35 protein-coding genes are annotated in these 26,914 nt (G+C 69.7%); 14 read left to right on the forward strand and 21 right to left on the reverse strand.

The window, feature by feature from the left end; translation table 11 throughout:
* Window positions 1-20: 20 nt before the first annotated feature.
* Window positions 21-1,160, reverse strand: a complete 1,140-nt coding sequence (locus BM417_RS44405) for an AI-2E family transporter (protein WP_093606140.1) — start codon at window positions 1,158-1,160, stop codon at window positions 21-23.
* A gap of 52 nt (window positions 1,161-1,212) precedes the next feature.
* The gene (locus BM417_RS44410; RefSeq protein WP_093606141.1) at window positions 1,213-1,608 is read right to left on the reverse strand and encodes a nuclear transport factor 2 family protein; all 396 of its coding nucleotides are present in this window, start codon (window positions 1,606-1,608) and stop codon (window positions 1,213-1,215) included.
* An 83-nt stretch (window positions 1,609-1,691) separates the two neighbouring features.
* On the opposite strand from BM417_RS44410, the gene BM417_RS44415 reads away from it, so the two are divergent.
* Window positions 1,692-2,060 (forward strand): winged helix-turn-helix transcriptional regulator, encoded by a 369-nt coding sequence (locus BM417_RS44415; RefSeq protein WP_093606142.1) that lies wholly within the window; start codon window positions 1,692-1,694, stop codon window positions 2,058-2,060.
* Here BM417_RS44415 and BM417_RS44420 read toward each other — a convergent pair.
* Window positions 2,045-2,890: an NAD-dependent epimerase/dehydratase family protein gene (locus tag BM417_RS44420; protein WP_093606143.1), complete on the reverse strand. Its 846-nt coding sequence runs from the start codon at window positions 2,888-2,890 to the stop codon at window positions 2,045-2,047. The two genes, BM417_RS44415 and BM417_RS44420, sit on opposite strands and share 16 nt — an antisense overlap.
* Here BM417_RS44420 and BM417_RS44425 point away from each other — a divergent pair.
* The gene (locus BM417_RS44425) at window positions 2,889-3,320 is read left to right on the forward strand and encodes a TetR/AcrR family transcriptional regulator (protein ID WP_093606144.1); all 432 of its coding nucleotides are present in this window, start codon (window positions 2,889-2,891) and stop codon (window positions 3,318-3,320) included. The genes BM417_RS44420 and BM417_RS44425 overlap by 2 nt on opposite strands.
* On the opposite strand, the gene BM417_RS44430 is transcribed toward BM417_RS44425, so the two are convergent.
* On the reverse strand, window positions 3,286-4,458 hold the full coding sequence (locus tag BM417_RS44430; RefSeq protein WP_093606145.1) for an FAD-dependent oxidoreductase: 1,173 nt from the start codon (window positions 4,456-4,458) through the stop codon (window positions 3,286-3,288). The two genes, BM417_RS44425 and BM417_RS44430, sit on opposite strands and share 35 nt — an antisense overlap.
* Before the next feature lie 15 nt (window positions 4,459-4,473).
* Entirely contained in the window at window positions 4,474-5,229 is a 756-nt protein-coding gene (locus BM417_RS44435; RefSeq protein ID WP_093606146.1) for a DUF4142 domain-containing protein, read from the reverse strand.
* Between the two features lie 96 nt (window positions 5,230-5,325).
* Here BM417_RS44435 and BM417_RS44440 point away from each other — a divergent pair, with 96 nt between their 5' ends.
* Window positions 5,326-5,814: a MarR family winged helix-turn-helix transcriptional regulator gene (locus tag BM417_RS44440; protein ID WP_245822813.1), complete on the forward strand. Its 489-nt coding sequence runs from the start codon at window positions 5,326-5,328 to the stop codon at window positions 5,812-5,814.
* Here the strand turns inward: BM417_RS44440 and BM417_RS44445 are convergent.
* The 5 genes from BM417_RS44445 to BM417_RS44465 form a co-directional block, all read right to left on the reverse strand.
* Complete coding sequence (locus BM417_RS44445) at window positions 5,761-6,318, reverse strand: TetR/AcrR family transcriptional regulator (RefSeq protein ID WP_093606148.1); 558 nt, start codon at window positions 6,316-6,318, stop codon at window positions 5,761-5,763. The genes BM417_RS44440 and BM417_RS44445 overlap by 54 nt on opposite strands.
* Window positions 6,319-6,327: 9 nt before the next feature.
* Window positions 6,328-6,756, reverse strand: a complete 429-nt coding sequence (locus BM417_RS44450; protein WP_093606149.1) for an SRPBCC domain-containing protein — start codon at window positions 6,754-6,756, stop codon at window positions 6,328-6,330.
* Between the two features lie 110 nt (window positions 6,757-6,866).
* Complete coding sequence (locus BM417_RS44455) at window positions 6,867-7,937, reverse strand: CU044_5270 family protein (protein WP_093606150.1); 1,071 nt, start codon at window positions 7,935-7,937, stop codon at window positions 6,867-6,869.
* On the reverse strand, window positions 7,930-8,520 hold the full coding sequence (locus BM417_RS44460; protein ID WP_218164765.1) for an RNA polymerase sigma factor: 591 nt from the start codon (window positions 8,518-8,520) through the stop codon (window positions 7,930-7,932). The genes BM417_RS44455 and BM417_RS44460 overlap by 8 nt, the downstream gene beginning before the upstream one ends.
* A gap of 70 nt (window positions 8,521-8,590) precedes the next feature.
* Window positions 8,591-9,157 (reverse strand): GNAT family N-acetyltransferase, encoded by a 567-nt coding sequence (locus tag BM417_RS44465; RefSeq protein ID WP_093606152.1) that lies wholly within the window; start codon window positions 9,155-9,157, stop codon window positions 8,591-8,593.
* Window positions 9,158-9,214: 57 nt separating this feature from the next.
* On the opposite strand from BM417_RS44465, the gene lexA reads away from it, so the two are divergent.
* Window positions 9,215-9,874, forward strand: coding sequence for a transcriptional repressor LexA (gene lexA / locus BM417_RS44470; protein WP_093606153.1), 660 nt, complete (start codon window positions 9,215-9,217; stop codon window positions 9,872-9,874).
* Here lexA and BM417_RS44475 read toward each other — a convergent pair.
* A complete protein-coding gene (locus BM417_RS44475; protein WP_245822815.1) occupies window positions 9,871-10,764 on the reverse strand; it encodes a LysR family transcriptional regulator in 894 nt (297 codons plus the stop codon). The two genes, lexA and BM417_RS44475, sit on opposite strands and share 4 nt — an antisense overlap.
* A gap of 55 nt (window positions 10,765-10,819) precedes the next feature.
* Here BM417_RS44475 and BM417_RS44480 point away from each other — a divergent pair, with 55 nt between their 5' ends.
* A complete protein-coding gene (locus tag BM417_RS44480; RefSeq protein WP_093606154.1) occupies window positions 10,820-11,479 on the forward strand; it encodes a type 1 glutamine amidotransferase domain-containing protein in 660 nt (219 codons plus the stop codon).
* 9 nt (window positions 11,480-11,488) lie between these two features.
* Here BM417_RS44480 and BM417_RS44485 read toward each other — a convergent pair whose 3' ends face one another.
* Complete coding sequence (locus BM417_RS44485) at window positions 11,489-12,925, reverse strand: DUF6297 family protein (protein WP_143139092.1); 1,437 nt, start codon at window positions 12,923-12,925, stop codon at window positions 11,489-11,491.
* Complete coding sequence (locus tag BM417_RS44490; protein ID WP_093606156.1) at window positions 12,922-13,527, reverse strand: ABC transporter ATP-binding protein; 606 nt, start codon at window positions 13,525-13,527, stop codon at window positions 12,922-12,924. Before BM417_RS44490 ends, BM417_RS44485 begins: the two co-directional genes overlap by 4 nt.
* Before the next feature lie 98 nt (window positions 13,528-13,625).
* Between BM417_RS44490 and BM417_RS44495 the strand changes: the two genes are divergently transcribed.
* Genes BM417_RS44495 through BM417_RS44505 form a run of 3 tightly spaced genes read left to right on the forward strand, consistent with a single transcriptional unit; the run spans window position 13,626 to window position 15,873 of the window.
* Entirely contained in the window at window positions 13,626-14,783 is a 1,158-nt protein-coding gene (locus tag BM417_RS44495; protein ID WP_093606157.1) for an LLM class flavin-dependent oxidoreductase, read from the forward strand.
* Entirely contained in the window at window positions 14,780-15,202 is a 423-nt protein-coding gene (locus BM417_RS44500; protein WP_245822817.1) for a MarR family winged helix-turn-helix transcriptional regulator, read from the forward strand. Before BM417_RS44495 ends, BM417_RS44500 begins: the two co-directional genes overlap by 4 nt.
* Window positions 15,202-15,873, forward strand: a complete 672-nt coding sequence (locus tag BM417_RS44505; RefSeq protein WP_093606158.1) for a CE1759 family FMN reductase — start codon at window positions 15,202-15,204, stop codon at window positions 15,871-15,873. The genes BM417_RS44500 and BM417_RS44505 overlap by 1 nt, the downstream gene beginning before the upstream one ends.
* Here BM417_RS44505 and BM417_RS44510 read toward each other — a convergent pair.
* Complete coding sequence (locus BM417_RS44510; protein WP_093606159.1) at window positions 15,870-16,700, reverse strand: SDR family NAD(P)-dependent oxidoreductase; 831 nt, start codon at window positions 16,698-16,700, stop codon at window positions 15,870-15,872. The genes BM417_RS44505 and BM417_RS44510 overlap by 4 nt on opposite strands.
* 58 nt (window positions 16,701-16,758) lie before the next feature.
* Here BM417_RS44510 and BM417_RS44515 point away from each other — a divergent pair, with 58 nt between their 5' ends.
* On the forward strand, window positions 16,759-17,415 hold the full coding sequence (locus BM417_RS44515) for a TetR/AcrR family transcriptional regulator (protein ID WP_177320966.1): 657 nt from the start codon (window positions 16,759-16,761) through the stop codon (window positions 17,413-17,415).
* On the opposite strand, the gene BM417_RS44520 is transcribed toward BM417_RS44515, so the two are convergent.
* From BM417_RS44520 to BM417_RS44530, 3 genes are read right to left on the reverse strand one after another with little or no spacing between them, the layout of a single operon-like run.
* Complete coding sequence (locus BM417_RS44520) at window positions 17,412-18,149, reverse strand: ABC transporter permease (RefSeq protein ID WP_093606161.1); 738 nt, start codon at window positions 18,147-18,149, stop codon at window positions 17,412-17,414. The two genes, BM417_RS44515 and BM417_RS44520, sit on opposite strands and share 4 nt — an antisense overlap.
* The gene (locus tag BM417_RS44525) at window positions 18,146-18,868 is read right to left on the reverse strand and encodes an ABC transporter ATP-binding protein (protein ID WP_093606162.1); all 723 of its coding nucleotides are present in this window, start codon (window positions 18,866-18,868) and stop codon (window positions 18,146-18,148) included. The genes BM417_RS44520 and BM417_RS44525 overlap by 4 nt, the downstream gene beginning before the upstream one ends.
* Window positions 18,865-19,851 carry an ABC transporter substrate-binding protein gene (locus tag BM417_RS44530; RefSeq protein ID WP_245822820.1) on the reverse strand — a complete coding sequence of 329 codons (987 nt, stop codon included), beginning with the start codon at window positions 19,849-19,851 and terminating at the stop codon, window positions 18,865-18,867. Before BM417_RS44530 ends, BM417_RS44525 begins: the two co-directional genes overlap by 4 nt.
* A gap of 54 nt (window positions 19,852-19,905) precedes the next feature.
* On the opposite strand from BM417_RS44530, the gene BM417_RS44535 reads away from it, so the two are divergent.
* The gene (locus BM417_RS44535) at window positions 19,906-21,429 is read left to right on the forward strand and encodes an FAD-dependent monooxygenase (RefSeq protein WP_093606163.1); all 1,524 of its coding nucleotides are present in this window, start codon (window positions 19,906-19,908) and stop codon (window positions 21,427-21,429) included.
* Between the two features lie 4 nt (window positions 21,430-21,433).
* The gene (locus BM417_RS48330) at window positions 21,434-21,949 is read left to right on the forward strand and encodes a hypothetical protein (RefSeq protein WP_177320967.1); all 516 of its coding nucleotides are present in this window, start codon (window positions 21,434-21,436) and stop codon (window positions 21,947-21,949) included.
* On the opposite strand, the gene BM417_RS44545 is transcribed toward BM417_RS48330, so the two are convergent.
* Both BM417_RS44545 and BM417_RS44550 read right to left on the reverse strand, forming a co-directional pair.
* Window positions 21,934-22,308 (reverse strand): YciI family protein, encoded by a 375-nt coding sequence (locus tag BM417_RS44545; protein ID WP_093606164.1) that lies wholly within the window; start codon window positions 22,306-22,308, stop codon window positions 21,934-21,936. The genes BM417_RS48330 and BM417_RS44545 overlap by 16 nt on opposite strands.
* Window positions 22,309-22,551: 243 nt before the next feature.
* A complete protein-coding gene (locus tag BM417_RS44550) occupies window positions 22,552-22,830 on the reverse strand; it encodes a hypothetical protein (RefSeq protein ID WP_143139093.1) in 279 nt (92 codons plus the stop codon).
* 155 nt (window positions 22,831-22,985) lie between these two features.
* Between BM417_RS44550 and BM417_RS44555 the strand changes: the two genes are divergently transcribed.
* From BM417_RS44555 to BM417_RS44565, 3 genes are read left to right on the forward strand one after another with little or no spacing between them, the layout of a single operon-like run.
* Window positions 22,986-23,408 carry a transcriptional regulator gene (locus tag BM417_RS44555; protein WP_093606196.1) on the forward strand — a complete coding sequence of 141 codons (423 nt, stop codon included), beginning with the start codon at window positions 22,986-22,988 and terminating at the stop codon, window positions 23,406-23,408.
* Complete coding sequence (locus BM417_RS44560) at window positions 23,408-23,881, forward strand: hypothetical protein (protein WP_093606166.1); 474 nt, start codon at window positions 23,408-23,410, stop codon at window positions 23,879-23,881. Before BM417_RS44555 ends, BM417_RS44560 begins: the two co-directional genes overlap by 1 nt.
* Entirely contained in the window at window positions 23,878-24,963 is a 1,086-nt protein-coding gene (locus tag BM417_RS44565; protein ID WP_093606167.1) for an MAB_1171c family putative transporter, read from the forward strand. Before BM417_RS44560 ends, BM417_RS44565 begins: the two co-directional genes overlap by 4 nt.
* Here the strand turns inward: BM417_RS44565 and BM417_RS44570 are convergent.
* Entirely contained in the window at window positions 24,913-26,592 is a 1,680-nt protein-coding gene (locus BM417_RS44570) for a GMC family oxidoreductase (RefSeq protein ID WP_093606168.1), read from the reverse strand. The genes BM417_RS44565 and BM417_RS44570 overlap by 51 nt on opposite strands.
* A complete protein-coding gene (locus tag BM417_RS44575) occupies window positions 26,589-26,867 on the reverse strand; it encodes a hypothetical protein (RefSeq protein ID WP_177320968.1) in 279 nt (92 codons plus the stop codon). Before BM417_RS44575 ends, BM417_RS44570 begins: the two co-directional genes overlap by 4 nt.
* Window positions 26,868-26,914: the final 47 nt, after the last annotated feature.

Raw genomic sequence — 26,914 nt, forward strand, 5'->3', positions numbered from 1 at the left:
TGTCACTCCTCTTCTCGGGTTCACTCAGGAGAACGTTCGGTCTCGCCTGGTTCATCCCCGTCAGGTTGTGACGTAACCATTACGGACCTCGCCTCGATGACTTCGCCCAGGTAGCGCATCACGACGGCCACCGCGGCGGCAACCGGGACGGAGAAGAACGCTCCCGCGATGCCGTAAAGACTGGTCCCTGCCGTGACGACGAGCAACACGACCGCCGCGTGCAGACGCAGGCTGCGCGACTGGAGGATCGGCTGCAGCACGTTGCCCTCGACCTGCTGCACCACGATGACGATGATCAACATGATGATGGCCGTGGTCACGCCGTTGCTGACGAGCGCGACCAGCACGGCCAGCGCACCCGCGATGAACGCGCCGATGATCGGGATGAAGCCGCCGAGGAACGTCAGCGCGGCCAGCGGGATCGCCAGCGGCACGCCGAGGATGACCAGGCCGAGCCCGATGAAGATGGCGTCGATCAGCGACACGATCGCCTGACTGCGGATGAAGCTGCCGAGCGTCACCCAGACCCGCTCCAGCACCGTCGTCACGTGGCCGCCGGCGCGCTCGCCGATCAGCCCGCGCACCCACGGCGTGAACCGCATGCCGTCCTTGACGAAGAAGAACGCCAGCAGCAGCGCGACCAGCCCGGTCACGACACCGGACGTCACCGCGCCCGCCCCGGTCAGCAGCCCGCCGGCGATCGACCCGATGCTGGACTTGATCTGCTCGACGCCCTGCGAGATGAGCCGGTCGAGGTCGCTGCCCTTCAGGTTGAACGGCGGCCCGGACGCCCAGTCCTGGAGCTGCGTGACGGCCTTCTGCGCGCTCTGCGCGATCTCCGGCACACCGGACGCGATCGACGACGAGATCGCCGCGATGACCCCGCCCAGCACCCCGAGCCCGACGATCAGCACGATCGTCGCCGACAGCGCCGAGTTCAGCCCCTTGGACATCATCCAGCGCGCCGGCGGCCACAGCACCGTCGTGATCAGCAGTCCGAGCAGCACGGGCATCACGACCACCCAGAGCGTCCCGATCAGCCAGAACACCATCCAGAAGCCGAGCGCGGCCAGCGCCGTCCGCAGACTCCACCGCGCGAGCCAGCTCACGCCGTGCCCGATGGCCTCACCCTTGTCCGCCCACCTGCGATCCCGTTCCACGCCGCACAGTCTGTCGTGATCTAGCCCGATCGGGTGGCGGGACGCGCCGAACTCACTCCTGACCCCAGAAGGTGTCCTCCTCCGCCGGGTCGGCCGTGAACAGCCACACCTCGGCGACCTTGCCGTCCACGACGCGCATCAGGTCGACCCCGACCCCGTCCATCTCCGCGCCGGACCGCTTGGCCGTCCAGCGCACCGGAGCCGCCACCGTGTCGCCGTTCACCATCAGCGGGGCGTTGCGCTTCAACGAGAACGTGCCCTCGGACACGGACATCATGCCGCCGATCATGGCTCCGACGGCGTCGCCGCCGCGGTGCAGGCCCGAGAACCGGTTGTCGCCCGGCTGGTGCCACACGATGTCGTCGGCGAACTGGGCGGCGACGGTGGCGAAGTCACCGGACTCGAGGGCCTCGAAGTAGGTGGTGACGACGGCGAGCGGAGTGGTCATGGGGTCTCCCTTTCGTTGAGGTTGACCTATGCTCACCAAAAGTAACCAATTACCTCAACGTAACTAATGGACGGATGTGTGCCATGTCACAGACCATGCCGGACTGGAGCGTGCTGGCGGCCACCTGCCCGTCGCGCACGAGCCTGGCGCGCATCGCGAACAAGTGGACGGCGATGGCGGTGTCGGTGCTGGGCAACGGGCGCACGCGGTTCGGCGACCTGAAGACGCAGCTCGACGGCATCAGCGGCAAGGTGCTGACCGAGACGTTGCGAGACCTCGAACGGGACGGGCTCGTCACGCGGCACGTGCACGCCGAGGTGCCGCCGCGCGTCGAGTACGAGCTGACGGAGCTCGGGTTCACACTGCACGCGCCGTTGCTCGCGCTGTGCCAGTGGGCCGAGGAGCACATCGCCGAGGTGCTCACCAACCGCGAGGCCTACGACGCCCGTTGACGCAGGCTCGCCGCGCATTCGACGACGGTGTCGCGCGCCGGGCGAGGTGCCCAGCCGAGCATCGAGGACGCCTTGGCGTGGGTGTAGGAGTAACCGCGGCCGAGCATGGGCACGAGCGGCCGCATGTCCTTGGCCACCAGAGAAGCCGCGCGCACCACGAAGTTCGGGAGTTCGCGGGACGGCGCGTCCAGCGAGCGCGCGACGTCGGCCATCCACATGAACTCGCTGACCGCGATGAACCGCTCCCCCGCCGCGTCCGGGGCGGTCATGGCCCTGACGTGCAGGTCGGCCGCGTCGCGGACGTCGACGATGTTGAGGCCGATGCGCGGCACGCCCGGCATGCCGCCGAGGATGCGTTCGATCACCCGCACCGAACCCATGTTGGCGCGCGTCTGGATCGGACCGAAGACAGCGCCGGGCAGCACCGTCACGAGCGAGGTGTCCTTGTGGCGCATGAACTCCCAGGCCGCCTGCTCGGCCAGCAGCTTGGAGCGCCGGTACTCGTCGATCCCCACGCCCGACGGGTCCGTCCACACCGTCTCGTCGAACGAACCGGTCGAGCCTTCCGGAGGCGTCGCCGCGGCGCAGGACGACGTCATCACGACCCGTTCCACGCCTGCTTCCACCGCGAACCGCAGCACCCGCAACGTTCCCTCGCGCGCGGGACCGACCAGGTCGGCGCTGCCGGACATCGGTGACGCGACGTGCAGCACGTACCGCACGCCCTTCATCGCCTCGGCCCAGCCGGCGTCCGACGTCAGGTCGGCCTCCACGACCTCGTAGCGGCCGGGCACCGCCGGGCGGCGGCTGCGGACGGTCGCGGACGACATGGACGTGACGAAGGCGAACGTCTACTACTACTTCCGCACGAAGTCGGCGATCCTGGAAGCGTTGCTGGACAACAGCATCGCGTTCTTCGAGGCGATGCTGGACGAGACCGCGAAGATCAGGGGCAAGCGGGCCCGCGCCGAGCACGTGGTCGCGGGGTTCGTGGACCAGGTCGTCGCGAACAGGGCGTTGTCGCCGCTCGGCCGGACCGATCCCAGCGTGCGGCGCAACGAGAGGATCAACGCCGAGCTGGCGAGGCTGGCCGAGAAGGCCATGCGACTGTTGTTCGGCGACGAGCCGACCGACGACCAGCGGGCCGCGTGGTTCCTCACGAGCGACGTCGGCCCGGTGATCGCGGCGTTCCCCCACCTGACCGACGACGAGCTGCGCGAGGTGCTCAGGCGGCTGTGCCTGCGGGTGCTGCGGGTGTGAGCACCCCGTCGACGTCCGGCATGACGGAGCCGCGGATCAGGTTCCGCACGACGGGCAGACCGGACAGCCGGAAAGCCAGGTCGCGCAACGAGATCCGCCACGCCGACGAGGGCGCCATCCAGCCGATGAACCGCCGCCCGAACTCCTGGGTGTGCTCCACGGCGGGCTTCATCCGCGCCTGATAGCGGTCGAAAGCGCCGTCGAGGCCCGCGGCAAGCTCCTCCGCCAGCACGCAGGCGCCGGTCATCGCGAGCGACGCCCCGTGGCCCGCGAACAGCGAGACGGCCCCGCACGCGTCGCCGACGAGCACAACCTTGCCTCGATGCCAGACCGGCATGTCCACTTGGGACACCTCGTCGTAGTAGACGTCCTCCGGCACAACGGAAAGCAGCGAGGGCGCGACCCAGCCGAGGTCGCCGAACCGCGACCGCAACTCCGTCGCCGGATCAGCGGGCAACTCCGGGGACGCGGACCGGTAGAGCATCAACGCGGCCATCGACCCGTCCCGCACGGCATAGCAGCCGATCATCCGGTGCGGCACGGTCAGCATCTGGTAGCGATAGCCGATCCGGGCGCTCAGCGCGGGATCGTGGACCGAGAACGCCGCCACGTGATGCCCCAGGTACCGCACGAACGACGACCCGAACACCAGCTCCCGCACCCGCGAGTGCACGCCGTCCGCACCCACGACCAGGTCGAACTCGTCAGCAGAACCGTCCGAGAACGTCACGCGCCCGTCGTCGATGGCGGAAACCGTGGTGCCGTACCGAATCTCGGCCCGCAGGTCGTCACGGATCACCGACGCCAGGTCGCCGCGCAACAGGCTGATCACTCCGTCCGCGACCGCCTCGTAGGCGGCGGTGGAGATCTCACTGCGCCGGCGACCGGCCGAATCCACGCTCGTCACCGACGAGATCGGCGCCCGCCGCCGTTCCAGCGCCGGCAGCAGTCCCATCCGCCGCGCCACCTCGTGACCCGGCCCGAAGAAATCGATCATGTAGCCGCCCGCGCGGAACGACGGCGCCTTCTCCACCACCAGGACATCCCACCCCGCGCGCTCCAGCCACCACGCGGTGGCGAGACCGGCTATCCCCGCTCCGACGATCAACACACGCTGTTGGGCGTTCGACTTAGGCATATGCCCAATCTAGCACTACGGGTGCATCCGGCGACTGCTCCGCCCGCTCGTCCAGAACCAGAGACCGGCCACGATCAGCGCCAACACCCCCAGTCCGATCAAGCCGTCGGGCACACCGTCACCCTGTTGCCGCTGCTGGGAGTACTGCTGCGACACAGCCGCGGGAGCGGTGGGCGCGACCGAGGAGGGCTGTGCGACCAGAGCCAGGGGGATCGCCTCGGTGTCGTTGAAGTCGACCATCCCGGTGGCTTCGAGCACCGTCATGTGGTCGAGCACGGTGTCCATGCAGACCTTGGCGTAATCCCGGATCGCCGTGTTGCGCGTGCCGGTGCGCACGCTCGCCAGGAACTTGTAGACGACGCCGTGCGCCGCCCGCAGCCGGTTCGCGAACACGCGGTCGAACTCGGGACTGCGCGCGGGCGCGGCCGTCATCTCGTCGAGCCAGCCCTGCTGCGACTCGTTGGGCCGCGTGGGCAGCTGGACGTTCAGCGTGCGGGCGAGCTCGACCGTGCGCCTGTCCAGGTCGGCGTGCCCGTCGATCAGGTGCCGACCGGCCTCCTGCACCTTCGAGCTGGCCGACTTCTCGAGCCCCATCCGCCCGGCGGGCCCCTCCCACAACCCCGCGAGCGCCACCTTCTGGAGCAGGTCGCGTCCGGCCGGGCCCATCGGCCCGAACTGGGTCTGGACGTAGCCGGGCCCCAGGTCCTGCTGCGCGAACGCGGGTTGCGCGCCGAGCGACAACGTCAGCAATGCAACGAGGAGTATCCGCATGCCGAGAGGTACGGACAGCCCACGACCCGCCGACCGTTGCACAGTGCAATGTTTATCTTTTCGTTATCTGAAGGCGGGCCCTGTAGAACTACAGGCGTGAGCGATGCCGACGACCTGACCGACGCGGTCCTCACCGCGTCCCGCCTGCTGGTAGCGGTGTCGGCGCGGTCGCTCGCAGCCGTCGAGGAGACGCTCACGCTGCCGCAGCTCAGGATGGTCGTCCTGCTCGACAGCCGCGGTCCGATGAGCCTCACGGCGCTCGCCGACCTCCTGGAGGTCAACCCGTCCACGGCCAAGCGCATGATCGACCGCCTGATCACGTCCGGCATGGTCGACCGCGCCCCGAACCCCGCCACGAAACGCGAGGTCGTGGTCGTGGCGAGCGAGGAAGGCAGCCGGGTCGTGACCGAGGTGATGGCCCGCCGGCGTGCCGAGATCAGCACGATCGTCGCGCGCATGCCGGAGCACCTGCGGCACGGCCTGGTCGAGGCGCTGGCCGCGTTCGCACAGGCCGGTGGCGAGCCCCGCTGGTCAGCCCGCGACGAGGCGCCGGAACGGGCCTGCGACCACGCCGAAGTCGACTGAGGAGTCCAGCGCGCGGTGCAGCACCAGCCCGTCGATGGCCGCGCCCAGCAACAACGCCACCGCGTCGGCGTCCTGCACCCCCGACTCCCGCAACCACCCGGCGACACCCGTGCGGAACTCCACGACCAGCGCCGACAGCCCGGCCCGCAACTCGGGCAACCGGTGCGCCGCCAGGAACGCCTCGGCCAGCAGCAACGACTCGGGATCCGTGCCGGTGAACCGGGACAGGTCCGCGAAGATCCGTTCGACGCCCTCGGCCGGCGACACCGACCGCAGCGCCTCCGCCGACTCGGCCAACGCCTTCGAAGCGAACCGCAGCGCGGCCGTCGACAGCAGTTCCTGCACCGACGAGAAGTGGTAGTGCACGAGCGCGGCGTTGACGCCCGCCCGTTCGGCGACCAGCCGCGTGGTCACCGCACCCCAGCCGACCTCACCCACCAGCACAGCGGCGGCGTCGATCAGTTGTTCACGGGTGCGGCGGCCGCGGTCGGCTGATTTGGGCACGCGCTCAACTTAGCTTTCGGCCTTCTTCACGAACGCGTCGAGCACCTCGGGCCAGCCGCCCGTGTTGTCGCGAAGAGCCTTCGCGCGCAGCTCCTCCGAGCCCGCGAGCTGCGAGAACCCGCTCTCCACCACCTTCAGCCGAGTCGTCTCGCCCTCGGGCGTGAGGGTGAACTCGACCAGCGTGGTGTTGTCCGCGCCCAGCTCCTGTCCCTGGAACGCGCTGGCCCAGCGGTAGGACACGTAGGTCTGCGGCGTCACGGTCTCGACCCGCACCGGGAAGTCGCCGTACTGCTCGTTCTTGCAGAGGGTCGTCTCCCCCTCGACCGCGGCGCCGGACGGCTGGGAGGCCACCCAGAACCCCGGCTCGGTCACCAGCTGCCAGACCCGCGCCAGCGGTGCCTTGATCAGCGTCTCGCGTTCGATCCGGTCCACGCTCACGACAACTCCCGATGTCCGCCAATAAGTGCAACCCCAGAGTTGCACATCCCCCCGAGGATGCGCAACCCCAGGGTTGCATGTCTCTCCCGCGCCCCGAATGGCGGGAGAAGCTACCTGGCGCCCAGCGAGTCCACGATCTTGGTGGTCACCGCGGAGGACGTGCGGACGGTGCCCTTCTCCAGGCCGCCCTCCTCCTCGGGCAGGTCCTCGGCGACGGTCTCCCGGCGACCGATGTAGTCACCGTTCTCCGGGTCGATGATGATCTCGGTGAAGTAGTCGAAGTACTTCATGCCGAGCGCGACGCCTTCCTTGCCGTCGAGGTTGGCCTTCTTGTCGGTCACGACCAGGCCGGGCATCAGGGCGAGCGCGCGGAAGATGTTCGCCCGCACCTCGGCCGGGTACTGCCCCGAGTTGAGCGCCCCGCCGGCCTCCACCAACGCTCCGGCGTCGCCGGTCTGTCCCGCGTCCTTGAGCCTCGCCAGCAGTGCCGCCGGGTCCTTCGGCAGCGAGGCGATGAACTCCGGCGTCGGATTGTGGAACTTGCCGTTCGTGCAGCGGTCCGGCTGCCCCTCGGCGTAGTAGGAGTAGTTGCCGCACTTGGCGCGGAACTCCTGACCGTCCTTGAACGCCGAACCGGATTGAGGCTGCCCCTGGCCCTCGTGCCCTTCCAGCCACTTCGTCGAGACGTTCTGGTTGCGGAACAGCCACTCGTCGCGGCGGTCAGCGGGAATCCACTCTTCTTGGACGATGTCGCTGTACGTCGCGTTCGTCGAGCCGTACTCGCCGCTGATGCCCTCGTAACGGCTGCGCACGTAGCGGAACTGGCCGGGGGCGAGCGGGCGGTCGACCACGCGGGAGGCGAGGTCCGCTGCCTTGATCAGCTCCTCGGCGGCGCTCACGGAGTTGCTGCCGACGCCGGTGAGGTCGACGGTCGACGCGGCCAGGCCACCGCCGGTCAGCACGGCCACGGCGGCCGCGGCGGCGAGCCACCGGACCCGCCTGCGCGGCCGGTGCTCGGCGCCGACGGCGATCGGCTCGGCCACTTCGGCGCGTGACTTCAGCGCGGCGGCCAGGGCGTTCTTGCCTGCCGCCACGTCGAACTGGACGGGCTCGTCGCCGGCCCGGGACAGGGCGGCGTCGAGCAGTCGGTCGAGGGTCTCGGGCTTGGTGGGCTCAGACATGGCTGTCCTCGGTGAAGTCGTAGTCGGTCGCGACAAGGCGGGTGCGCAGCCGTGCGCGGCCACGGTGCAGACGCGTGCGCACGGTGGCCACCGGGACGTCGAGCGCCACCGCGATCTCGGTCGGCGTGAAGTCCGCCCACGCGTGCAGCAGCAGCACCTCGCGTTCCTCGACGCGCAGTTCGGCGAGCCAGGAGGTGAGCGGACCGGCGAGCACGCCGGCGTCCGCCGCGGCGCTCACCCTGTCGCCGATGTCGGCCTCGTCGGTGCGGGCCGCGTACTCCTTGCTCCACGCCCGCAGCTTGCGTTCCTCGGCGCGGACGTGGCCGCGCAGCAGGTTCGTCGCCACGCCGTAGAGCCAGGCGCGGATCGCGTCGGCCTCGTAGGTCTGCCCGGCGCGCTGGTCCCACAGCACCAGGAACGCCTCGGACACCACGTCCTGCGCGGTGTCGGTGCCGACCCGCCTGGCCACGTAGCGGTGCAACCGCTCGGCCGTCGACTCGTACAGCTCCAGCAGCGCGGCCTCGTCCAGCACGCCTGGCGCCACTTCTGGTGTCAGCGCCACGGGCGCCACCTGGGTTCGCACAGACCTACCTGGTCGCAGGCCCCAGGAGCGTTCCCGACGTGTGCTCACCGCCACATCGTGGAGGAGCCGATCAGATCTCGCTCGGGTACGGGTGCCGGGCGGCGAACTCGGCGGCCGTCATCCCGAACAGCACCACGTCGTGGTGGCGCCCGGCGAAGAACTCGTGGTCGCGCAGCCTGCCCTCCTCGGTGAAGCCGAGCTTGCGGTGCAACGCGATCGAGGCGTCGTTGAACGCCCAGACGCTCGCCTCGCACTTGTGGAACCGCCGCTCGCCGAACATGAAGTTCAGCAGCAGCCGCACGGCTTCCGTCGCGTAGCCGCGTCCTTTGTGCCCGGTGCCGATCGCGACCCCGTAACTGAACCGCCCCGCGCGATGGTCGATCTCGCTGGTCGTCATCATCCCGGCCAGCGCCCCGTCGGCCAGCGACTCGACGGCGAGCATCATCCTGTCGTCCACCGGCTCCTTCAACGCCTGCTTCTGCGCCCATTCCCGTTGCCCGGCAGCGGATCGCGGCGGGTGGACGCGGTCCGCCCTGCGCATCTCGTCCGTGTTGTCGTCGAACCGGTGGAAGGCCTCCCAGTCCTCCGGTTCGACGCCGCGCAACCGGACGAGGTCTCCTACCCAGGCAGAGGTCATCACATGATCGAACGGCCACCCGATCGTGTCTGCAACCCCATTACTAGTATCTGGCCGATGACCGCCTACGACGATCTTGAGCTCGACACGACGGAGCTGCCGGAGCGCCAGCAGATGATCCTGGTCGCCATTCGCGACTGGGTCGTCGAGCACGGCTACTCCCCCAGCACCCGCGAGATCGGCGAGGCGGTCGGCCTGAAGTCGTCCTCCAGCGTCTCCAAGCACCTGTCCTCGTTGGAGGACAAGGGTTTCCTCAAGCGCGGCGGTTCCGTGACGCGGCCGATGGACGTGCGGGTCTTCCTGAGCGGCGCGCCGATGGCGCCGGGGATGGTCTCCGAGGACTCGATCTCCGTGCCGGTCGTCGGTGACATCGCCGCCGGTACCCCGATCTCCGCCATCGAGCACGTGGACGAGGTGCTGAACCTGCCGCGCGGGCTGGTCGGCAGGGGCAGCAACGTGTTCGCGCTGCGCGTGCGCGGTGACTCGATGATCGACGCCGCGATCTGCGACGGCGACACCGTCGTGGTGCGGCAGACGCACGAGGCCTACAACGGCCAGATCGTCGCCGCGATGATCGAGGAGGAGGCGACGGTGAAGGTGTACCAGCGTCGCAACGGCCACGTGTTCCTCGAGCCGCGCAACGAGGCGTACCCGGTCATCGACGGCGACAAGGCCGTGATCCTCGGCATCGTGGTCTCGGTTCTTCGGAGCGTCTAGAGCGCGCCCCAGTCGCGTGACCTCAGGTGCTCCGCGACCACGTCGGTGGCCGGGGTCGTCGTGCCGCGGGTGACCACGTAGAGGGTGTTGAGCGGGGGTATCTCCGGGTGGTGCAGCTGTTCGACGGATCCGGCGGCGAGCGCGGGTTCGGCGAGGTAGCGCGGTAGGGCCGACACGCCCGCCCCGGCGATCACGGCGGCCAGCACGGCGCGCAGGTCCGGCACGATCACGGCGGTCGCGTTCTTCGGTCGTTCGCCGAACTCGCTGCGCCAGTACCTCCGGATGATCGGCAGCTCGTCCGAGTAGGCGACGAGCGGCAGGTGTTCGAGGGCGCGCGCCGGGTTCCGCGCGAGCAGCCGCTGGTCCACGGTTCTGGCCAGCATCGGTGGCCCGACCAGCAGGAACTCCTCGTCGGTGAACGGGGTGGCGGTGAGGCCCGCGCCGGGGCGGACCGAGGACAGCACGAGGTCGAGCTGCCCGGCCTTCAGGCCGTTGAGGAGGTCGCCGGCCAGGCCGAGCGTGATCTCCAGCCGGAGGCCGCGCTGGGTCAGCGGGGTGAACGCGGGCATGCCTCGGGTGGTCATGAACTCGGCCGCTCCCCCGAGTCGCACCGTGCCTTCGAGAGCCGATACGGGGTCGAGGGCGGTCTTGAGCTGATCGAGGTGGGTACCGACACGTCGTGCCAGCTCATCGGCACGGGGTGTCGGCGTGACCCCACGGCTGCCCCGCACGAACAGCGGCGCGCCGAGCTCCTTCTCCAGCTTCGCGAGCTGCCCGCTGACGGCCGGCTGGGTGAGCCCCCGCCTGGACGCCGCGCTGGTCAGCGAGCCGCCCCGGTAGATCTCCAGGAACGTCGCCAGCAGATCCAGGTCCGTCAACCTCGAAGCCATAAGTCAGCTTATAGCTCCTCCGTCGCGTTCTGCTGATCTGTGATGTCCTGGGCACATGAAGAAGCTACTGATGGTCGTGACCGGCGCCGACTCGCTGACGCTGGCGGACGGTTCGAGCCACCCCACGGGCTACTGGGCCGAGGAAGTCGTGGAGTCCGTGCGCGTCCTGCGGGAGGCCGGCATCGAGGTCACGCTGGCAACGCCGGGCGGCGTCGTGCCGACCGTGGACAAGGCGAGCCTCGACGGCAGGTTCGACGACGCCGTCACCTCACTGGAGGACCTGCGCGCCCCGGCCGTGCTGTCCGGTCTGAAGGCCGCCGACTTCGACGCGATCTACCTGCCCGGCGGGCACGGCCCGATGGCGGACCTGGCGTCCGACACGTCGCTGGGCACGCTGCTCGCGGACTTCCACGACAACGGCAAGCTCGTAGCGGCGCTGTGCCACGGACCGGCCGGGCTGCTCAGTGCGGTCCGCGCGGACGGCACGTTCGTGTTCGCCGGCAAGGAGATGGCGGTGTTCAGCGACGAGGAGGAACGCCAGGGCGGCCTGAACGTCCCCTACTCCGTCGCCGGTCGGCTGACCGAACTCGGCGCGCGACTCTCGACGGGTGAGCCGTGGTCGAGCACGGTGGTCGTGGACGGCAATCTCGTGACAGGCCAGAACCCGCAGTCCAGTGTGGCCACCGCTGAACGCGTGGCGGCGCTGCTCGCCTAAAGGTCAGCGTTACAGCATCGTCTGCACCAGACCGAGCACCGTCAGCAGGGCCGGGCCACGACTGAGCTGCACGATCAGGCCGGCCGGTGTCGGCCCGTACATCCCGAAGCTGACGATCGCGGCACCGTAGTCGACCGGCGGGCGCGTAGCGATCCGATACACGACCGCCACCGCGCCCGCCGCCGAGATGATCCCGTTCACCACGGACACGTGCGGCGTGAAGGCCGTGGTGATCGCACACCACAGAACGGCGCCCACCGCGGGGAACACGAGGTGGGCCAGCCTCAGCTGACGATCGGGCAGGCCCAAGGCTCGGCGCATGGCCGGGGAACGGCACACGAACTTCAGGCCCGCGGCCAGCCGGTCGGTGGCCAGGAACGCGGCGACGAGGTGGGCGGCGGGAGCGATGTCAGGCTCGCCGCCCAGTGCCACGAGCGCAGGGACCGGCAGCAGCGCCGCCCAGACCAGGGCGGCGCTGGGGGTGCGGCGCAGTCGAAGCGCGTCGGTCCAGGCGAGGGCTGCGACGTGGGAGCGACCCTGGTTCAGCCGAGCCGACTTCACGCGTCCCAGGCTGCGCGCACGGCGTTCCGCGAGGATCGCGCCGAGGAGTGCGAGGTCGAACCAGCTCACCGACACCCGCGTCACGCCGGCCAACGCCGCCCCACTCGCGAGGTCGGACCGCCGCAGGTGCCGTACGGAGGCTGCGGCCACCAACGCCAGGCCGATCGCCACCGCCCAGGCGGCCCAGATCACGCCGGGCTCTCCAGCCGGCCCGCCGAAGGTGCCCAACTCGCCCGCTGCCGTGCCACCAGAACCCGGCTGGTCCGCAGGCACGCCACCCGCCAGCTCACCCGGCCGGTCCGCAGGCACGCCGACCGAACCCGCCCAAGGCACCGGTACACCGAACCACCCGGCAGGCACCACCAGCGCCACCACCGCCAGCCCGACCAGCCCGCTCAACCACCCCTGCGCCCGCACCCGAGCCCGTTGCAACACCACGGCCCCGGCCACCACGGCAAGCCCACAGGCGGCCCCGAGAACACCGGCGACCAGCGGCGGCACAACCGCCCCCACGACCCCGAACACCACCGCGGGCCACACGACACCCACCGCCGCGCCAACAGCGAGCAGCCCGAAAAAGCGGGGCCGCAGCAAGGCCCCGCGCGACGCCGGCGAGCTCAGCACCCAGAACATCCGGTCCGCGCCGGCGAAGACCGGCCCGAACGCCAGCGACACCTTCATCAGCACGGTAGCGCCCAGCACCGACAACCAGAGCGCGGTCCAGGCGCTCCCGGCCTGAGGTGCCTTCGTGAGCCCGGCGTACGCCCAGCCGTAGCCGACCGCGCCGGCGATCGACACGAGGACGATCCGCGAGTACAGCCGCGCGACCAGGAACCGCCACGGTTCAGGAGTCCGCAACCGGCGCCGGACGGCAGCGGCGGTCACAGCGTGACGGTCCGGCACGCCACCGCCTCCACCAGCTCCTGGTCGTGCGACGCGAACACGACCGCGACCCCGGAAGCCTTCTCCGCCAGCAGGCGGGAGCGCAGCCAGGTGCGGCCGGCCGTGTCGAGGCGCTGTTCCGGTTCGTCCAGCACGAGCACCGAACGCGGGCGCACGAAGCACGACGCCAGCCCGAGCCGATGGCGTTGCCCCGAGGACAACGTCGGCGGCAGCTGGTCCGCCGCCGAGGTCAGTCCGACCTCCGACAGCACGGCCGAGACGTCCGCGGTGGAGCCGTGCAGCCACGCCAGCAGCCGCAGGTGCTCCACAACGGACACGTCCGGGAAGTAGTCGGCGTCGTCCAGAAGCGACGCGACGGCGGCACGGAACGCGCCCGACGACTCGTCCACCACACCACCGTCGAACAGCACTCTGCCCGAGTCCAGCACCTCCGCCCCGACCAGGCAGCGGAGCAGCGTCGACTTGCCCGAGCCGTTCGCCCCCAGGACGGCGACGGCCTCACCGGGAGCCGCGACGAACGACAGACCTGCGAAAACGGGGACTCCGCCGTAGCTGAAGCAGGCGTCCCCCACGCCCAATGACATGTGATCAGGGTAGTGGGAATAGGTGGGGCACCCAGGCGTTAGAGTAGATGCAAACGCATTAGTCATCAGACAGTACGGATCAGAAGGAGGCGGGTGCCGTGCAGTTCGGAATCTTCTCGGTGAGCGACATCACCAGGGACCCGGTGAGCGGCGAGACCCCCAGCGAGGCCGAGCGCATCGACGCGATCGTGCAGATCGCGGAGAAGGCAGAAGAGGTCGGGCTCGACGTGTTCGCGATCGGCGAGCACCACAACCCGCCGTTCTTCTCGTCCGCGCCGACCACGCTGCTCAGCCACATCGCGGCGAAGACCGAGAAGCTGATCGTCAGCACCGCGACGACGCTGATCACCACGAACGACCCGGTGCGCATCGCCGAGGAGTACGCGATGCTCCAGCACCTGTCGAAGGGTCGCATGGACCTGATGCTGGGTCGCGGCAACACCGCGCCGGTCTACCCGTGGTTCGGCGCCGACATCCGGCAGAGCCTGCCGCTGGCGCTCGAGAACTACAACCTGCTGCACCGGTTGTGGCGCGAGGACGTCGTGGACTGGGAAGGGAAGTTCCGCACTCCGTTGCAGGGCTTCACCTCCACGCCGCGGCCGTTGGACGACCTGCCGCCGTTCGTGTGGCACGGGTCCATCCGCACACCGGAGATCGCCGAGCAGGCCGCGTTCTACGGTGACGGGTTCTTCGCGAACAACATCTTCTGGCCGAAAGAGCACTACATGCGGCTGATCAAGTTCTACCGCCAGCGGTACGCGCACTACGGCCACGGCACGGAGAAGCAGGCCATCGTCGGTCTGGGCGGTCAGGCGTACATCGCGAAGCGGTCGCAGGACGCGCTCAAGGAGTTCCGCCCGTACTTCAACGAGGCTCCCGTCTACGGCCACGGCCCGAGGATGGAGGACTTCATGGAGCAGACGCCGCTGTCGGTCGGCAGCCCGCAGGAGGTCATCGACAAGACGCTGACGTTCCGCGAGCACTTCGGCGACTACCAGCGCCAGATGTTCCTGATGGACCACGCCGGCCTGCCGCTCAAGATGGTGCTCAACCAGCTCGACCTGCTGGGCGAGGAGGTGGTTCCGGTGCTGCGCAAGGAGATGGAGGCGCGGCAGGACCCCGAGACCGCCAAGCCGCCGACGCACGCCGGGCGCGTCAAGGACAAGTACGGCGACGGACCGGTCCGCCGGCCCAAGCCGAACGCCAACCGGGGTGACAACGTCACGGGTGGCTCGCCGTACCAGGACTCGCAGTGACCAGAGCCAACGAGGCGTGGGAGTCCCTGATGAAGGCGTACTCCGTGTTGATGAAGCAGTTCAACGCGGAGGACATCTGGGGCGACCTGACCATGCGGGAGTACGACGTGCTGTACCAGCTGTCCAAGTGCGACAGTCCACTCAGGATGAGTGAGCTGAACCGCCACGTGCTGCTGAGCCAGCCCGCTCTGTCCCGCATGGTCGACCGCCTGGTCGAACGCGGCTACCTCGACCGCTGCCCCGACCCCGGCGACCGCAGGGGTGTGCGCCTGACGCTCACCCCCGCGGGCCGGGAGACGCAACGCCAGATCGGCCGCCCGCACGCACGCAGCGTCACGCGCGCACTGAACGTGCTGACGCCGCAAGAACTCGAACAGCTCGCCGTGATCACCGGCAAGCTCAGCCAGAGCGAGGAGTAATGGGCCAGAACTTCCAGTTGGTGGTGGTGTCCGCCGGCACGAGCGACCCGTCGTCCACCCGTCTGCTCGCCGACCGCGTCGCCGGACGGGTCGAAACGCTCGCCGGCAAGCGGGCGCAGACCGTCGGCACGACGGTGATCGAACTGCGCGAGCTCGCCTCCGAGATCGCGAACGCCCTGGTGTCCAACCACATCGGGCCGAAGCTGCAGACCGCCATCACGACCCTGCGGCACGCGGACGGCATCGTCGCGAGCACCCCCGTCTACAAGGCGGGCGCGAGCGGCCTGTTCACGTCGTTCTTCCAGATCCTCGACAACGACCTGCTGATCGCGAAGCCCGTCGTGCTCGCCGCGACCGCCGGCACGGCAAGGCACGCGCTCGTGGTCGACGACCAGATGCGCGGCCTGTTCGCCTACCTGCGCACGGTCGTGGTGCCGACGGCGCTGTTCGCCGCGACCGAGGACTGGCAGGACAACGGCCTCAACAAGCGCATCGAGCGGGCGGCCCTCGAACTGGTGGCGCTCATGACCTCCGGCTTCGAGAAGACCGTGCGCGACGAGTCGTGGGGCAGCTATCAGCACGAGTACGGCAGCGCGGGCGGCACGGAGCTGACGATCGACCTCGACTCCGACCTGATGCGCCTCGCCGCAGGTGGCGGCACGGCGAACTAGAAGTCCGCACCACGCGAGAGCTTCTTGTTCTCGCGCAGCTCGACAAGTGCACTCTCGTGCATCGCAACGGCGGCGTCGTACGCGGCGCCGCCGAGCACGATCCGTTGCGGCGGAACAGATGCGTTCATCGCGCTGAGCACGGCCCGCACCCCGCGTCCGGGATCGCCCGGCTGCTTGCCGTCCTGGTCCGCGAACGTCGCGCGGATGCCCTCCACCAGACCCGTGTACGCGTCAACGGTTTCGCGCACCGGCTCGTCCTGGAAGCCCGCGTACGCCTTGGTGCGGAACGCCCCCGGCTCCACGACGAGCACCCGCACACCGAACGGCTCGACCTCCTGGCGCAGTGTCTCCGACAGCCCTTCGAGCGCGAACTTCGCCGCCGAGTAGTGGCCGAAGCCCTGCACCCCGACCAGTCCGGCCAGGGACGACATGTTCACGATCCAGCCGTCACCGCGCGCCCGCATGCCCGGCAGCACCGCGCGCACCACCTCGACCACCGCGAACAGGTTCAGGTCGAACGTGCGACGGACCGTCTCGTCCGGAGTTCCCTCCACCGAGCCGTACCAGCCGCGGCCCGCGTTGTTGACGAGCACGTCGATCCCGCCGAACCGCTCCTCCGCTGCCGCCACCGCCGCGCGCACCTGCTCGGCGTCAGTCACGTCGAGCTGGAGAACCAGCACGCGATCGCCGTGCTGGTTGGCCCATTCCCGCAGTTCAGCTGGCCGACGCGCGGTCAGCACCACCCGGTCGCCCTGCTCGAGCGCCGCCTCGGCGTAGACCAGCCCGAACCCTCCAGGCGTCCCTCCGGTGATGAACCAGGTCCTCATCAGACTTCTCCTTTCGCTATAGCACTCAATGTAGCGCTATATGATCTACTATAACCACATGCAGAACGCACGGGATCGACTCCTGCTCGCCGCGGCCGAGTTGCTGGACGGCGGCGGCACGGTGTCCACGAGGGCCGTGTGCGAACGCGCCGGCGTGCAGGCGCCGACGCTGTACCACCACTTCGGCAGCAAGCAGGGCCTGATCGACGCCGTGCTGAACCACGGCTTCACCCAGTACACCGCCGTGGAGAGCTCCGGCGACCCGCTCGACGACCTGCGGGAGGGCTGGGACAGGCACGTGCGGTTCGGGCTGGAGCACCCGTCGTTCTACGGCCTGCTCTACGGCCGCGCCGAACCGGGAAAGCCTTGTGCCGTCACCGCTCCCGCGCATGCCGCGCTGCGGGACAGGTTCACCGAGGCCGCCACGAAAGGCCTGCTGAAGGTGCCCGCGGACGACGCCGCCGAACAGGTGCTCGCCGCGAACGTCGGCGTCACGCTGACCCTGATCACCCAGCCGGAACCGGACTTCGCGCTGTCCGAACGCGTCCGCGAGTCCGCGCTGGCCGGCGTCCTGCACGCTCCCACGACCGACGCCGCCGCGACCCGTGCGAGCACCGCGCTCACCCTGCGCGCCCTGGTCGCCGACGATCCGGCCGGCCTCACGCCGGGAGAACGGGCGCTGCTCGGCGAACTGCTGAACCGCCTGGCGCGTTAGACCTCCGCCCAGGGCACGAGCTTCCGCTCGACCCAGGTCAGGCCGTAGAAGAGTGCGACGCTGATGATCGCGAGCAGCGCCATCGCCGCGAACGCCAGCGAGGTGTCGGCGCTGCCACCGGACACGGTGATCACGTAGCCCAGTCCGGCGTCGGCTCCGACGAACTCACCGATCACCGCCCCGATGACCGCCAAGGTGATCGACACCTTCAGACCGACGAAGATCTGCGGCAACGCGTGCCACAGGCGCAGCTTGAAGAACTCGTGCGTGCGCGTGGCGTCGAGCGACCGGAACAGCTCGACCAGTTCGCTCGGCGTCGACTTCATGCCGGACGCGGTCGAGATGACGATCGGGAAGATGCACACCAGCACCACCATGAGCACCTTCGAGGAGATGCCGAACCCGAACCACACCACCACGATCGGCGCGATGGCGACCTTCGGCACGGCGTTGAGCGCGACCAGCAGCGGGTAGAACATCCGCTCCAGCACGCGCGACCCGACGATCAGCAACGCCAGCGGCACACCGATCACAATGGACAGCCCGAAGCCGGACACGGCCTCCCACAACGTGATCAGCGCCTGTTCGAGCAGGTAGCCGGGCAGTTCCAGGAACGACGCGACGACGTCGGCCGGTGACGGGACGAGCAGCGGCTCGATCCCGAACACGATCGTCGCGAGCCACCACAGCCCGATGATCGCCAGCAGTCCCAGCACCGGCAGCGCGGTCCTCACGCGGTCACCAGGAGCCCGCGCAACTCGCGGCTCACCTCGTCCAGCTCGACCTGCCCGAGCGCACGCGGCCTCGGCAGATCCACCTCGACGACCCGGTGGATCCGGCCCGGCCGCGGACTGAGCACCACGATCCGGTCGGCGAGCAGCACGGCCTCGTCGATGGAGTGCGTCACGAACACGACGGCGCGCGGCCGCGCGAGCTGAACCCGTTGCAGTTCCTCGGAAAGCTCGGTGCGGGTGATCGCGTCCAACGCGGAGAACGGCTCGTCCATCAGCATCACCTGAGGACTCTGGATCAACGACCGGCACAGCGACACCCGTTGCTGCATGCCGCCGGACAGCTCGTGCGGCAGCCGTTTCTCGAACCCGCCGAGCCCGGCCAGTTCCAGCAGTTCGTGCGCGCGGTCCCGGTGATCGCCCAGGCCGAGGATCTCGGTCGGCAGCAGGACGTTGGCCAGCACCGTCCGCCACGGCAGCAACGCCGGCCGCTGGAACATGACCGAGACGTCCCGGCGCGGCCTGGTGACCGGCGAACCGGCCACCAGGATCCGGCCACGAGACGGCGTCAGCAGCCCGGCGACGAGCCGCAGCAACGTCGACTTGCCGCAGCCCGACCGCCCGATCACCGCGACGAACTCGTGCTCACCCACCTCCAGGTCGATGCCGTCGAGCGCGTGCACACCGCCGAAGGAGTGTGAGACCCCGCTCAGGGTGATCACTTGGGCGAGCTCCCGAAGGACACGAAGTCGGTGGGCGCCAACGATCCCGCCGGAATCGCACCGGCCTCCACGAGGGTGCCGACGATCTTCGAGACCCGCGCCTCCGTCACCCCGCCCACGCGTCCGCTGTAGTCCGACGGCTTGACGTACGGCGCCATCAGCCCGACCTCGGCACTGGCCACGTCCGCGTCCTGGGTCGGCTGGTACTTCTTGAGGATCGGGCCGACCTCGTCCGGGTGCTCGATCGAATACTCCAGACCCTTGAGCAACGCCGTCATGAACGTACGCGCCAACTCCGGCTTGTTCTGCACGAAGTCCTTGGACGACACGAGCGCGTTGCCGTAGAGGTCAGGCACCAGGTCGCCGTACGGCAACACCACCGCTTTCTTGCCCTTCGCCGCCGCCTCGATCAACGGCTTGCCGACGACGAACTGGCCGATCCCGTCGACCTGCCCGGCCGCCAGCAGCTGCGGCAGCGCGGGCGGAGCGGACGGCACGAACTGGACCTTCGCCGGATCGATGCCGGCGGCCTTGGCGTAGACCGGGAACATCACCTGGTTCGTCGACCCCGGCTGGTCACCGATCTTCTTGCCCTCCAGGTCGGCCGGTTTGCTGATCCCGTTGCCCTCCAGGGCGACGATCGCGGCCAGCGACCGTTGCTGGATCGCCGCCAGCACGGTGACCGGCATTTTCTCCTTGGCCGTGGTGATCGCGGTGGCGGTGAAGTCGGCGACGCCGAAGTCGGCGCGCCCGGCCGAGACCAGCTTCAGGACGTCGACGCTGCCGGTGCCCGGCGTGATCGTGACGTCCAGGCCTGCCTCGTCGAAGAATCCCTTCTCCTTCGCCACGTAGACGTACGCGTCCCGGCCGAACGTGCCGAACGACGTCAGGTAGTTGACCTTCTGCGAAGCCTTCTGCCCGGCCGGCGCCGCACAGGCCGTCACAGCGAGCATGACCAGCAACACTGAAAACGCTTTCCTCATGTTCCCTCCCCCGAAGGCACCCTCATGGTCGAACATAGAGGTCGGGGAGGGCTGATGAACACGTCCGATAGTCCGGTGGCCGTAATAGGCGCGGGCCCGATCGGGCTGATCACCGCGCTGGGCCTGGTCGCGCACGGCGTCCCGGTCGTCGTCTTCGAGGCCGGCGACGAGCTGTCGGCAGAGACCAGGGCTGGCACGATCCTGACGCGCACGCTGGAGGTGCTGGACCGGTACGACGCGCTGGGGCCGGTGCTGGAGGCGTCGCTGCGGCTCGACGAGATCGGCGAGGTGGACCGGGCGACCGGGACCTCGACCGGGAGCGTGCTCACGTCGGCGTTGGCCGGCGAGACCCGGTTTCCGTTCGTCGTCAACGTTCCGCAGCACGAGCTGGAGCCGGTGCTCGCGTCGATGCTGGCACCCGGCACGGTGCGAATGGGTCATCGGCTGGTGGACTTCACCCAGCACGAGGACGGCGTGACGCTACAACTGTCCACTCCGGACGGAACCGTCGGCTTCGCGGCCGCGTACGTGCTGGGCTGCGACGGCGGCCGGTCGACCGTGCGGGAACGACTCGGCGTCGAGGTCGGCGGCCACACCCTGGAACAGCGGTACATGCTGGTCGACCTGGTGTGCGACCTCGACATCGCCCACCCGCGCGACTACCCGTACCTGGCCTACTTCGGCGACCGCGAGGAGTGGATGGTCCTCGTTCGGCAGCCGCACTGCTGGCGGTTCGTGTTCCCACTGGCACCCGGCCGGGACGAGCCGGCCTCTGACGAGCTGCGGGACAAGGCGCGGCACTTCATCGGCGAGGTCGGCTCGCTGGAGGTGCTGGGCAGCAACGTCTACACCGTGCACCACCGCGTCGCGTCGTCGTGGCGGGACAGCCGGGTGTTCCTGCTGGGCGACGCGGCGCACCTGATCACGCCGATGTGGGCGCTGGGCCTGAACACCGGCGTGCTCGACGCGTCCAACCTGCCGTGGCGCCTGGCGTGGGTGCTGCGCGGGTGGGCTTCGGAGGCTTTGCTGGACGGCTACGAGGCCGAGCAGAAACCGGTGGCCGTGCACGGTTCCGGCGCGATGGCGGAGGCGGCCCGTGCCGTGATGGACCGGCGCTCGGACTCCGTGGCCGGGTGGCGGGACGCGATGACGCGGACGTTGCTCGGCGTGAGGCTGGGCGCCGACTGGTCGATGACGCGCACCGGGCCTTTGCGCGTCGGCGACCGAGCCCCGGACCTGCGGATCTTCGGCCTGCGCGGTCCCGTCCACCTGCACGAGCTGTGCCGTGACTCGTTCGTCGCGCTGCACCTCACCGACGCCCGCCGCCGGCCGTTCATCCCCGCTGACGGACCTGCCGGACTCAGGCAGGTCGTCGTGAGCCGGTGGGACGCGCCGCACGACTCAGGCCTGCGTTCGCGCGCTTACTTCGATCCGGGCGACACGGTGCGCGAACGCTTCGGCGACGTCGTGGTCCTGCTGCGACCGGACGCGCACATCGCCCACATCGAACCGTGGACCGCCGCGTCGTGGCAGTCGGTCCAGGACCGCTATCTGCTGGAGGTGCGCCTTGCGGGGTGACGTCGTGGTCTCACCGTCCGGCGAGGAGATCGTGCTAGTCGACGTCGGCCGGCGCGTGCTGCACGACGATCCGGTGATCAGGGTGTGGGAGGTGACGCTCGAACCGGGCGAGACCCACCCGTGGCACCTGCACCACAACCCGTACGTCGTGCTCAGCGTCGACGGCTCGGAAGGCCGGATGGACTGGCTCGACGGCAGCGAGCCGCGGTTCATCTCCGAGCATCGCGGCGGTTTCGTGTACCGGCCCGTGTCGCCCGTGCACCGGCTCACGAACATCGGCGCGACCTTCTACCGCAACCGGCTGGTCGAACTGAAGGACCTGGGCGAGAACCTGCCGGAACCGCTGGACGTCCGGCCCGACGACGTCACCGTGCGCACGGTCTCGGACGCGTCGCTGGACCTGGAGGGGCCGCACGTGCTCGTTGCGCTGGACAGCGAGGACGTGCGGCTCCACCCAGGTGGACCTTGTCAGCTGGACGGCGAGTGGTTCGTCGTCGAACTGGCCTACTTGGTCAGATAGGGCTCGATGTCCTCGAACTCGGCGACCCGCCGCACCTCGACCGACATCTCCTCGACGCCCGCGAAGCAGGTGATGTACTCCTCCGCCACGGCCGTGGCCTCGGCCAGGTCCTTCGCGTTGATCAGCAGGAACCCGCCGACGACCTCCTTGGCCTCGGCGAACGGCCCGTCGATCGACTTGATCGCCGCACCACGCCTGCGCACCACCGCGCCCTGTTGCTGCACGCCTTCGGCGCCGAGCATCACGCCGTCCGCGGTCAGCTTCTCCACGAACGCGTTCATCCGCTCGATGAGTTCGGCGTTCGGCTCCCACGAAGCCGGGTCGTCCTCCTGGACTCGGTGCATGAGCATGAACCGCATGTCGTCTCCTCGTTGTCGACTGGCGGCCTCGTCCGGCCGCCACCCCTGCGTCGATCGACGTCACGGAGCTTTCGACATTTTCGCCATGATGGCCAGGTGAGATTTTCGCGGCTGGTCGTCCCTCTGCCCAGCCGGCGGACCCTCGGCGTGGTTCTGGCCGTCGTCACGCGTGCGCCGTGGCCCGCGCTGGGCTGTCTCGAGATGAGTCGTCGTCCTCGCGGTCGCCGCCGCGATCCTGGTGGTTCAGCGCGCGCAGCGCAGACCCGCGTCCCCCGCGTAACAGCCTGGCCCCAGCCGGGTCGCGTTCACGAACAGCAGCACGCACTCGTCGCTGTCGAACCCGGCGATCATCGCCCGCCGCCGCGCCATGTCCAGGGCCTCGCGCACGGCCTCCTCGGGCGTGTGTTCGTAGGACCAGCCCGTGAACGCCTGCGACTCGTTCACCTCAGCAGCCGCCGGCGGGTTGGCCGCGACGGTGAGCGCACCTGCGGCGAGTCCGGATCCTGGGACCACCTTCGTCATGTCCAGCTCCCCCTCTGGTTCGGCGACGAGTGACCGGCTCCCCTCGGTCATTCATCTCAGCTAACGTGAACGACCGTAAGTTCACGGGCGGACCGTGTCAATCCAAGATGAATGAGAGTCCCAAGACCGTTCATCCGAGCACATGGAAGGCGATGATGACCGAGGCAAAGGCGACCACCCTCGCCGACCGCATCGACCGCCTGTTCCAGGTGGTGCGCAGGCCGAACGGGGAGCAGCACAGCCACGAGGAGGTGGCGCGGGCCTGCCGGGAGACCACCGGGGAGTCGTTCTCGGCGGCGTACCTGTGGCAGCTGCGGACCGGGCGCCGGGACAACCCCACGAAGCGTCATCTGGAGGCGCTGGCCGGGTTCTTCCAGGTGCCGCCGGCCTACTTCTTCGACGATGAACAAGGGAGGATCATCGCCGAGGAACTGGAGTTGCTGGGGGCGCTGCGCAACAGCGCGGTGCGGGACCTGGCGCTGCGGGCGGTGACGCTGTCGGAGGAGGGGCTCGGCACGGTCGCCGACATCGTGGAGGCCATCGGACGTCGAGAGGCGCTGCGCGGCAAGGGGGACTAGTGCTGGGCCGGAGAAGCGCGCTGTGGCGGCGGTGCGAACGGATCGCGTCCACTGTGGACCTACCTGATCCGTTCGACGTGCACGCGCTGTTCGGCGGGATCGCCGAGCAGCGGGGGCGGCCGATCGAGCTGATCCCGTTGCAGACCAGGCCTGGGGCGCCGTGCGGGGTGCTGGCGGCGACGGACCGGGCGGACTACGTGTTCTACACGCGGGACACTTCGCCGTTGCACCAGCAGCACATCCTGTTGCACGAGCTGGGTCACCTGCTGTGCGGGCACGCGGAGGGCCAGGAGCTCTCGGACAAGGTCGCCGCGATGCTCACGCCGAACCTGCCGGTCGAGCTGGTCCGGCGGGTGCTCGGCCGCACGACCTACCTGTGGGAGCACGAGCAGGAGGCCGAACTGGTGGCGTCGCTGATCGTGCGGCGGCTCGCGGGCGGCGCTGACCCGCTCCGATCGGCGTTCGGGTCGTGATCAGCTACCTCACCGCGGCGCTGCTGGCGGCGATCGGCCTCACCCGGCTCGCCACCGCCCGGCGCAGGCCACGCCACCTGGTCACGTTCTTCCTGAGCATGGCGCTGAGCCTCACCATCTCGGCCGAACCGACGGTCGCGTTGATCGGGATCGAGTACGAGATGGCGTGCCGGCTCGTCACGAACATGCTCCAGATGCTCGCCGTGCACGCGTTGATGAAGCTCGCCCGCAGCACCCGCTCCCCCGAGCCTCGCACGCCGTGGTGGCCGCTCGTGCTGTGCTGGGCGGTGATGGCGTTGGCCTGCCTGGACTTCGCGCCGCTCTACGGCGTGCAGGAGCTGCAGGTGTTCCAGTGGCGGCCGAGCGTCCTGCTCTACCAGCTCGCGCTGACGGGCTATCCGATCGGATGTCTCGCCGTCTTCACGGTGTCGTTGGCACGCAACGCTTCGACGCGCCCCGCCGGCACGTTCCGGGCCGGGCTGCACGTGATCGTGGTGGCCGCGGCGGCGACGATCGCGTGGGGCCTGTTCTCCGGGCTGCCGTCGTTCACGTTCGCGGTCACCGGGCTCGGTGTCCAGGAGTTCCTTCCGGTGTCGCGCGACATCGGACTGGTCGCGATGACGCTGTGGGTGGTCGGCGCGCTGCTCACCGCGTGGGACGGCGCCGCCCGGACCGTGCGGACGTGGCGCGGAGTCCGTGCGGTGACGCCGTTGTGGAAGGCCCTGGTCGCCGCGCAACCGCAGATCGAGCTGCCCGCACGGCACGACCTGGAGTTCACGCTCTACCGGCGGCTGATCGAGATCCGCGACGGGCTGCTGGCGTTGCGCACGCACGTTCCGCCGCAGGTCCAGGACTGGCTGCGCTCCCCCGTCGACGGCCCGACGCGTGCCGCCGCCGAACTCGCCGCCGCGATGGTGATGCGCGACGCGGGCCGCAGCTGGCCGCAGCAGCCTTCGGGGCACGCCGGTGAGGCGCCCAGCGTGGAGGCGGAGACCGCCTGGCTGAGCGCCGTGTCCTCGGCTTTCACCCGGTCACCGGTCGTGCGCGAGGTGCGCCGCCTGGCCCAGCTCGACGCGACGTGACACGAGATGACCGGCGGTGCGCAGGGCCAGCGCGGCCATCGTCAGCGACGGGTTGGACGTGCCGAGCGACGGCATGCTGCCGCACCCCACCGCGTACAGGTTCGGGTGGTCCCAGCAGCGTTGCCACTGGTCGACCACGGAGTCGCGCGGTGAGGTGCCCATGACGTGCGTGCCGCCGCCGTGCCCCGCACCCCACCAGCGCATCGGTTCGCCGTCGTGCTCGAAGTACCGTTCGTCGTCCGGCTTGTACGAGGTGTAGTCGTCGGCGCCGAGCAGCTCGAAGATCCGTTCCGAGACCCGTTTCGCGGCCAGCAGGCCGTCCTTGACGTAGTCCGAGAGTCCGTAGTGGATCGACGGTCGCGGGTTGCCCAGCGCGTCGAGGTCGCCGGCCAGCGTGACGCGGTTCGCCGGATCGGCCTCCTGCTCGACCTCGATCTGCAACGCGAACTGCCGGCCGACCCGGTCCGCCACCGCCTCTCGCAGCGCCTTGCCCCTGAGCCCTGCCGCGACGAACTCGGCCGTGTCGGAGTCGGGACTTCCGGCCGACCAGCCCCAGCCCCAGTTGCCGATCTCGATGCGGAACGGTGCTCTCACCCGACGTTCGGGACCACTGCGGAAGGCCTCGATGCCCGTCGTCGAGCCGGGGCCGCGGAACGGGCCGACCGCGTGCGGCATCAGCGCCCACGTCAGCAGCGCGGGGTGGTCCATCAGGTTGCGGCCGACCTGGTCGCTGCTGTTCGCAAGCCCGGACATGAGCAGCAGCTTGGCGTTCTCGATGGCGTGCGCGGCGAGGACCACCACGTCCGCTTCTTCCTCGTGCCGTGAGTGCCTGCCGGACGTGTCGTCCTCGTAGCGCTGGTAGCTGACCTTGGTGATGCGCCCGAACTCGTCCGCGTGCACCCGGTTCACGACGCATCTCGTGCGCAGTTCGACGTTGTCCGACCACTGCTTCTGCGTCCGGTGCGGGGTGTACTTGGCGTTCTCCGGGCAGATCGGCACGCAGCTCGCGTAGCCGGTGCACCGGTGCCCGTCCGGTCGATAGCCCTGGACCGGGATCCCGTTGCGCGCCTGCGGGGTGCCGACGACCAGCAGTTCGCGCCCGTCGATCCACGCACCGTCCACAACGGACGCGATGGCGTGGTCGAGGTACGTGCGGGGCAAGGCGTGCATGGGATAGCGGTAGCCGTCCGCGACGGGAAGGTGCTGCCGCTGCTCGTCGGCGTCGGCCGCGATCCCGATCTCCCACTCCGCCGCGCGGTAGAAGGGTTCCAGGTCGGCGTAGCCCACCGGCCAGTTGCGGCCACGGCCGAGGTCGGCGGTGCGGAAGTCGTCGGGGCGCATCCTGGGCGTGATCCCGGTCCATGCGGTGCCGGTGCCGCCGTTCATCCGCAGGTACGGGCTCGAGTAGGCGTACGGCCCGGTGTTGATCACGTAGCGGCTCGACGGCGCGGCGGCGGTCGTCCGGTACGGCGCGAGCGGCGACTTGACGAGAGCTCTGCGGAAGCGGTGCACGGCGTCGTCGTTCGGTTCCGCTCCGGCCTCCAGCACGAGCACGCGGAACCCGTTGTCCCCCAGCACCTTGGCGACGAGCGAGCCGGCGAACCCCGCGCCGACGACCACGGCCCTCACCGGGCGCTGCTTCTGGGTCTCTGCTCCCAGCTGCCGAAACCGGGCGCTCGGGTCCCCGGCGCGGCGACCCCGACCGCCTTCCACGCCAGGCCTTCGGCGTAGGCGCGCTCGCTCGGGATCACCCCGCGCCAGACGCCGGTGTACCAGAGCTGGATGATCTCGTTCTCCGGCGCGCCGTCAGCCAGCGCGCGGTACTGCTCGACCAGTCCGGTCGACCTCAGCTCGTCCGCCGAGAACCCGGTCAGTTCGGCGGACAACTCCAGGAAGGCGTCCATGGCGCCCATCCTGGGCGGAGGAACCCTCTGCACCAAACGATCCGAGC

The organism is Lentzea waywayandensis (assembly GCF_900115955.1).
Lineage (GTDB): Bacteria > Actinomycetota > Actinomycetes > Mycobacteriales > Pseudonocardiaceae > Lentzea > Lentzea waywayandensis.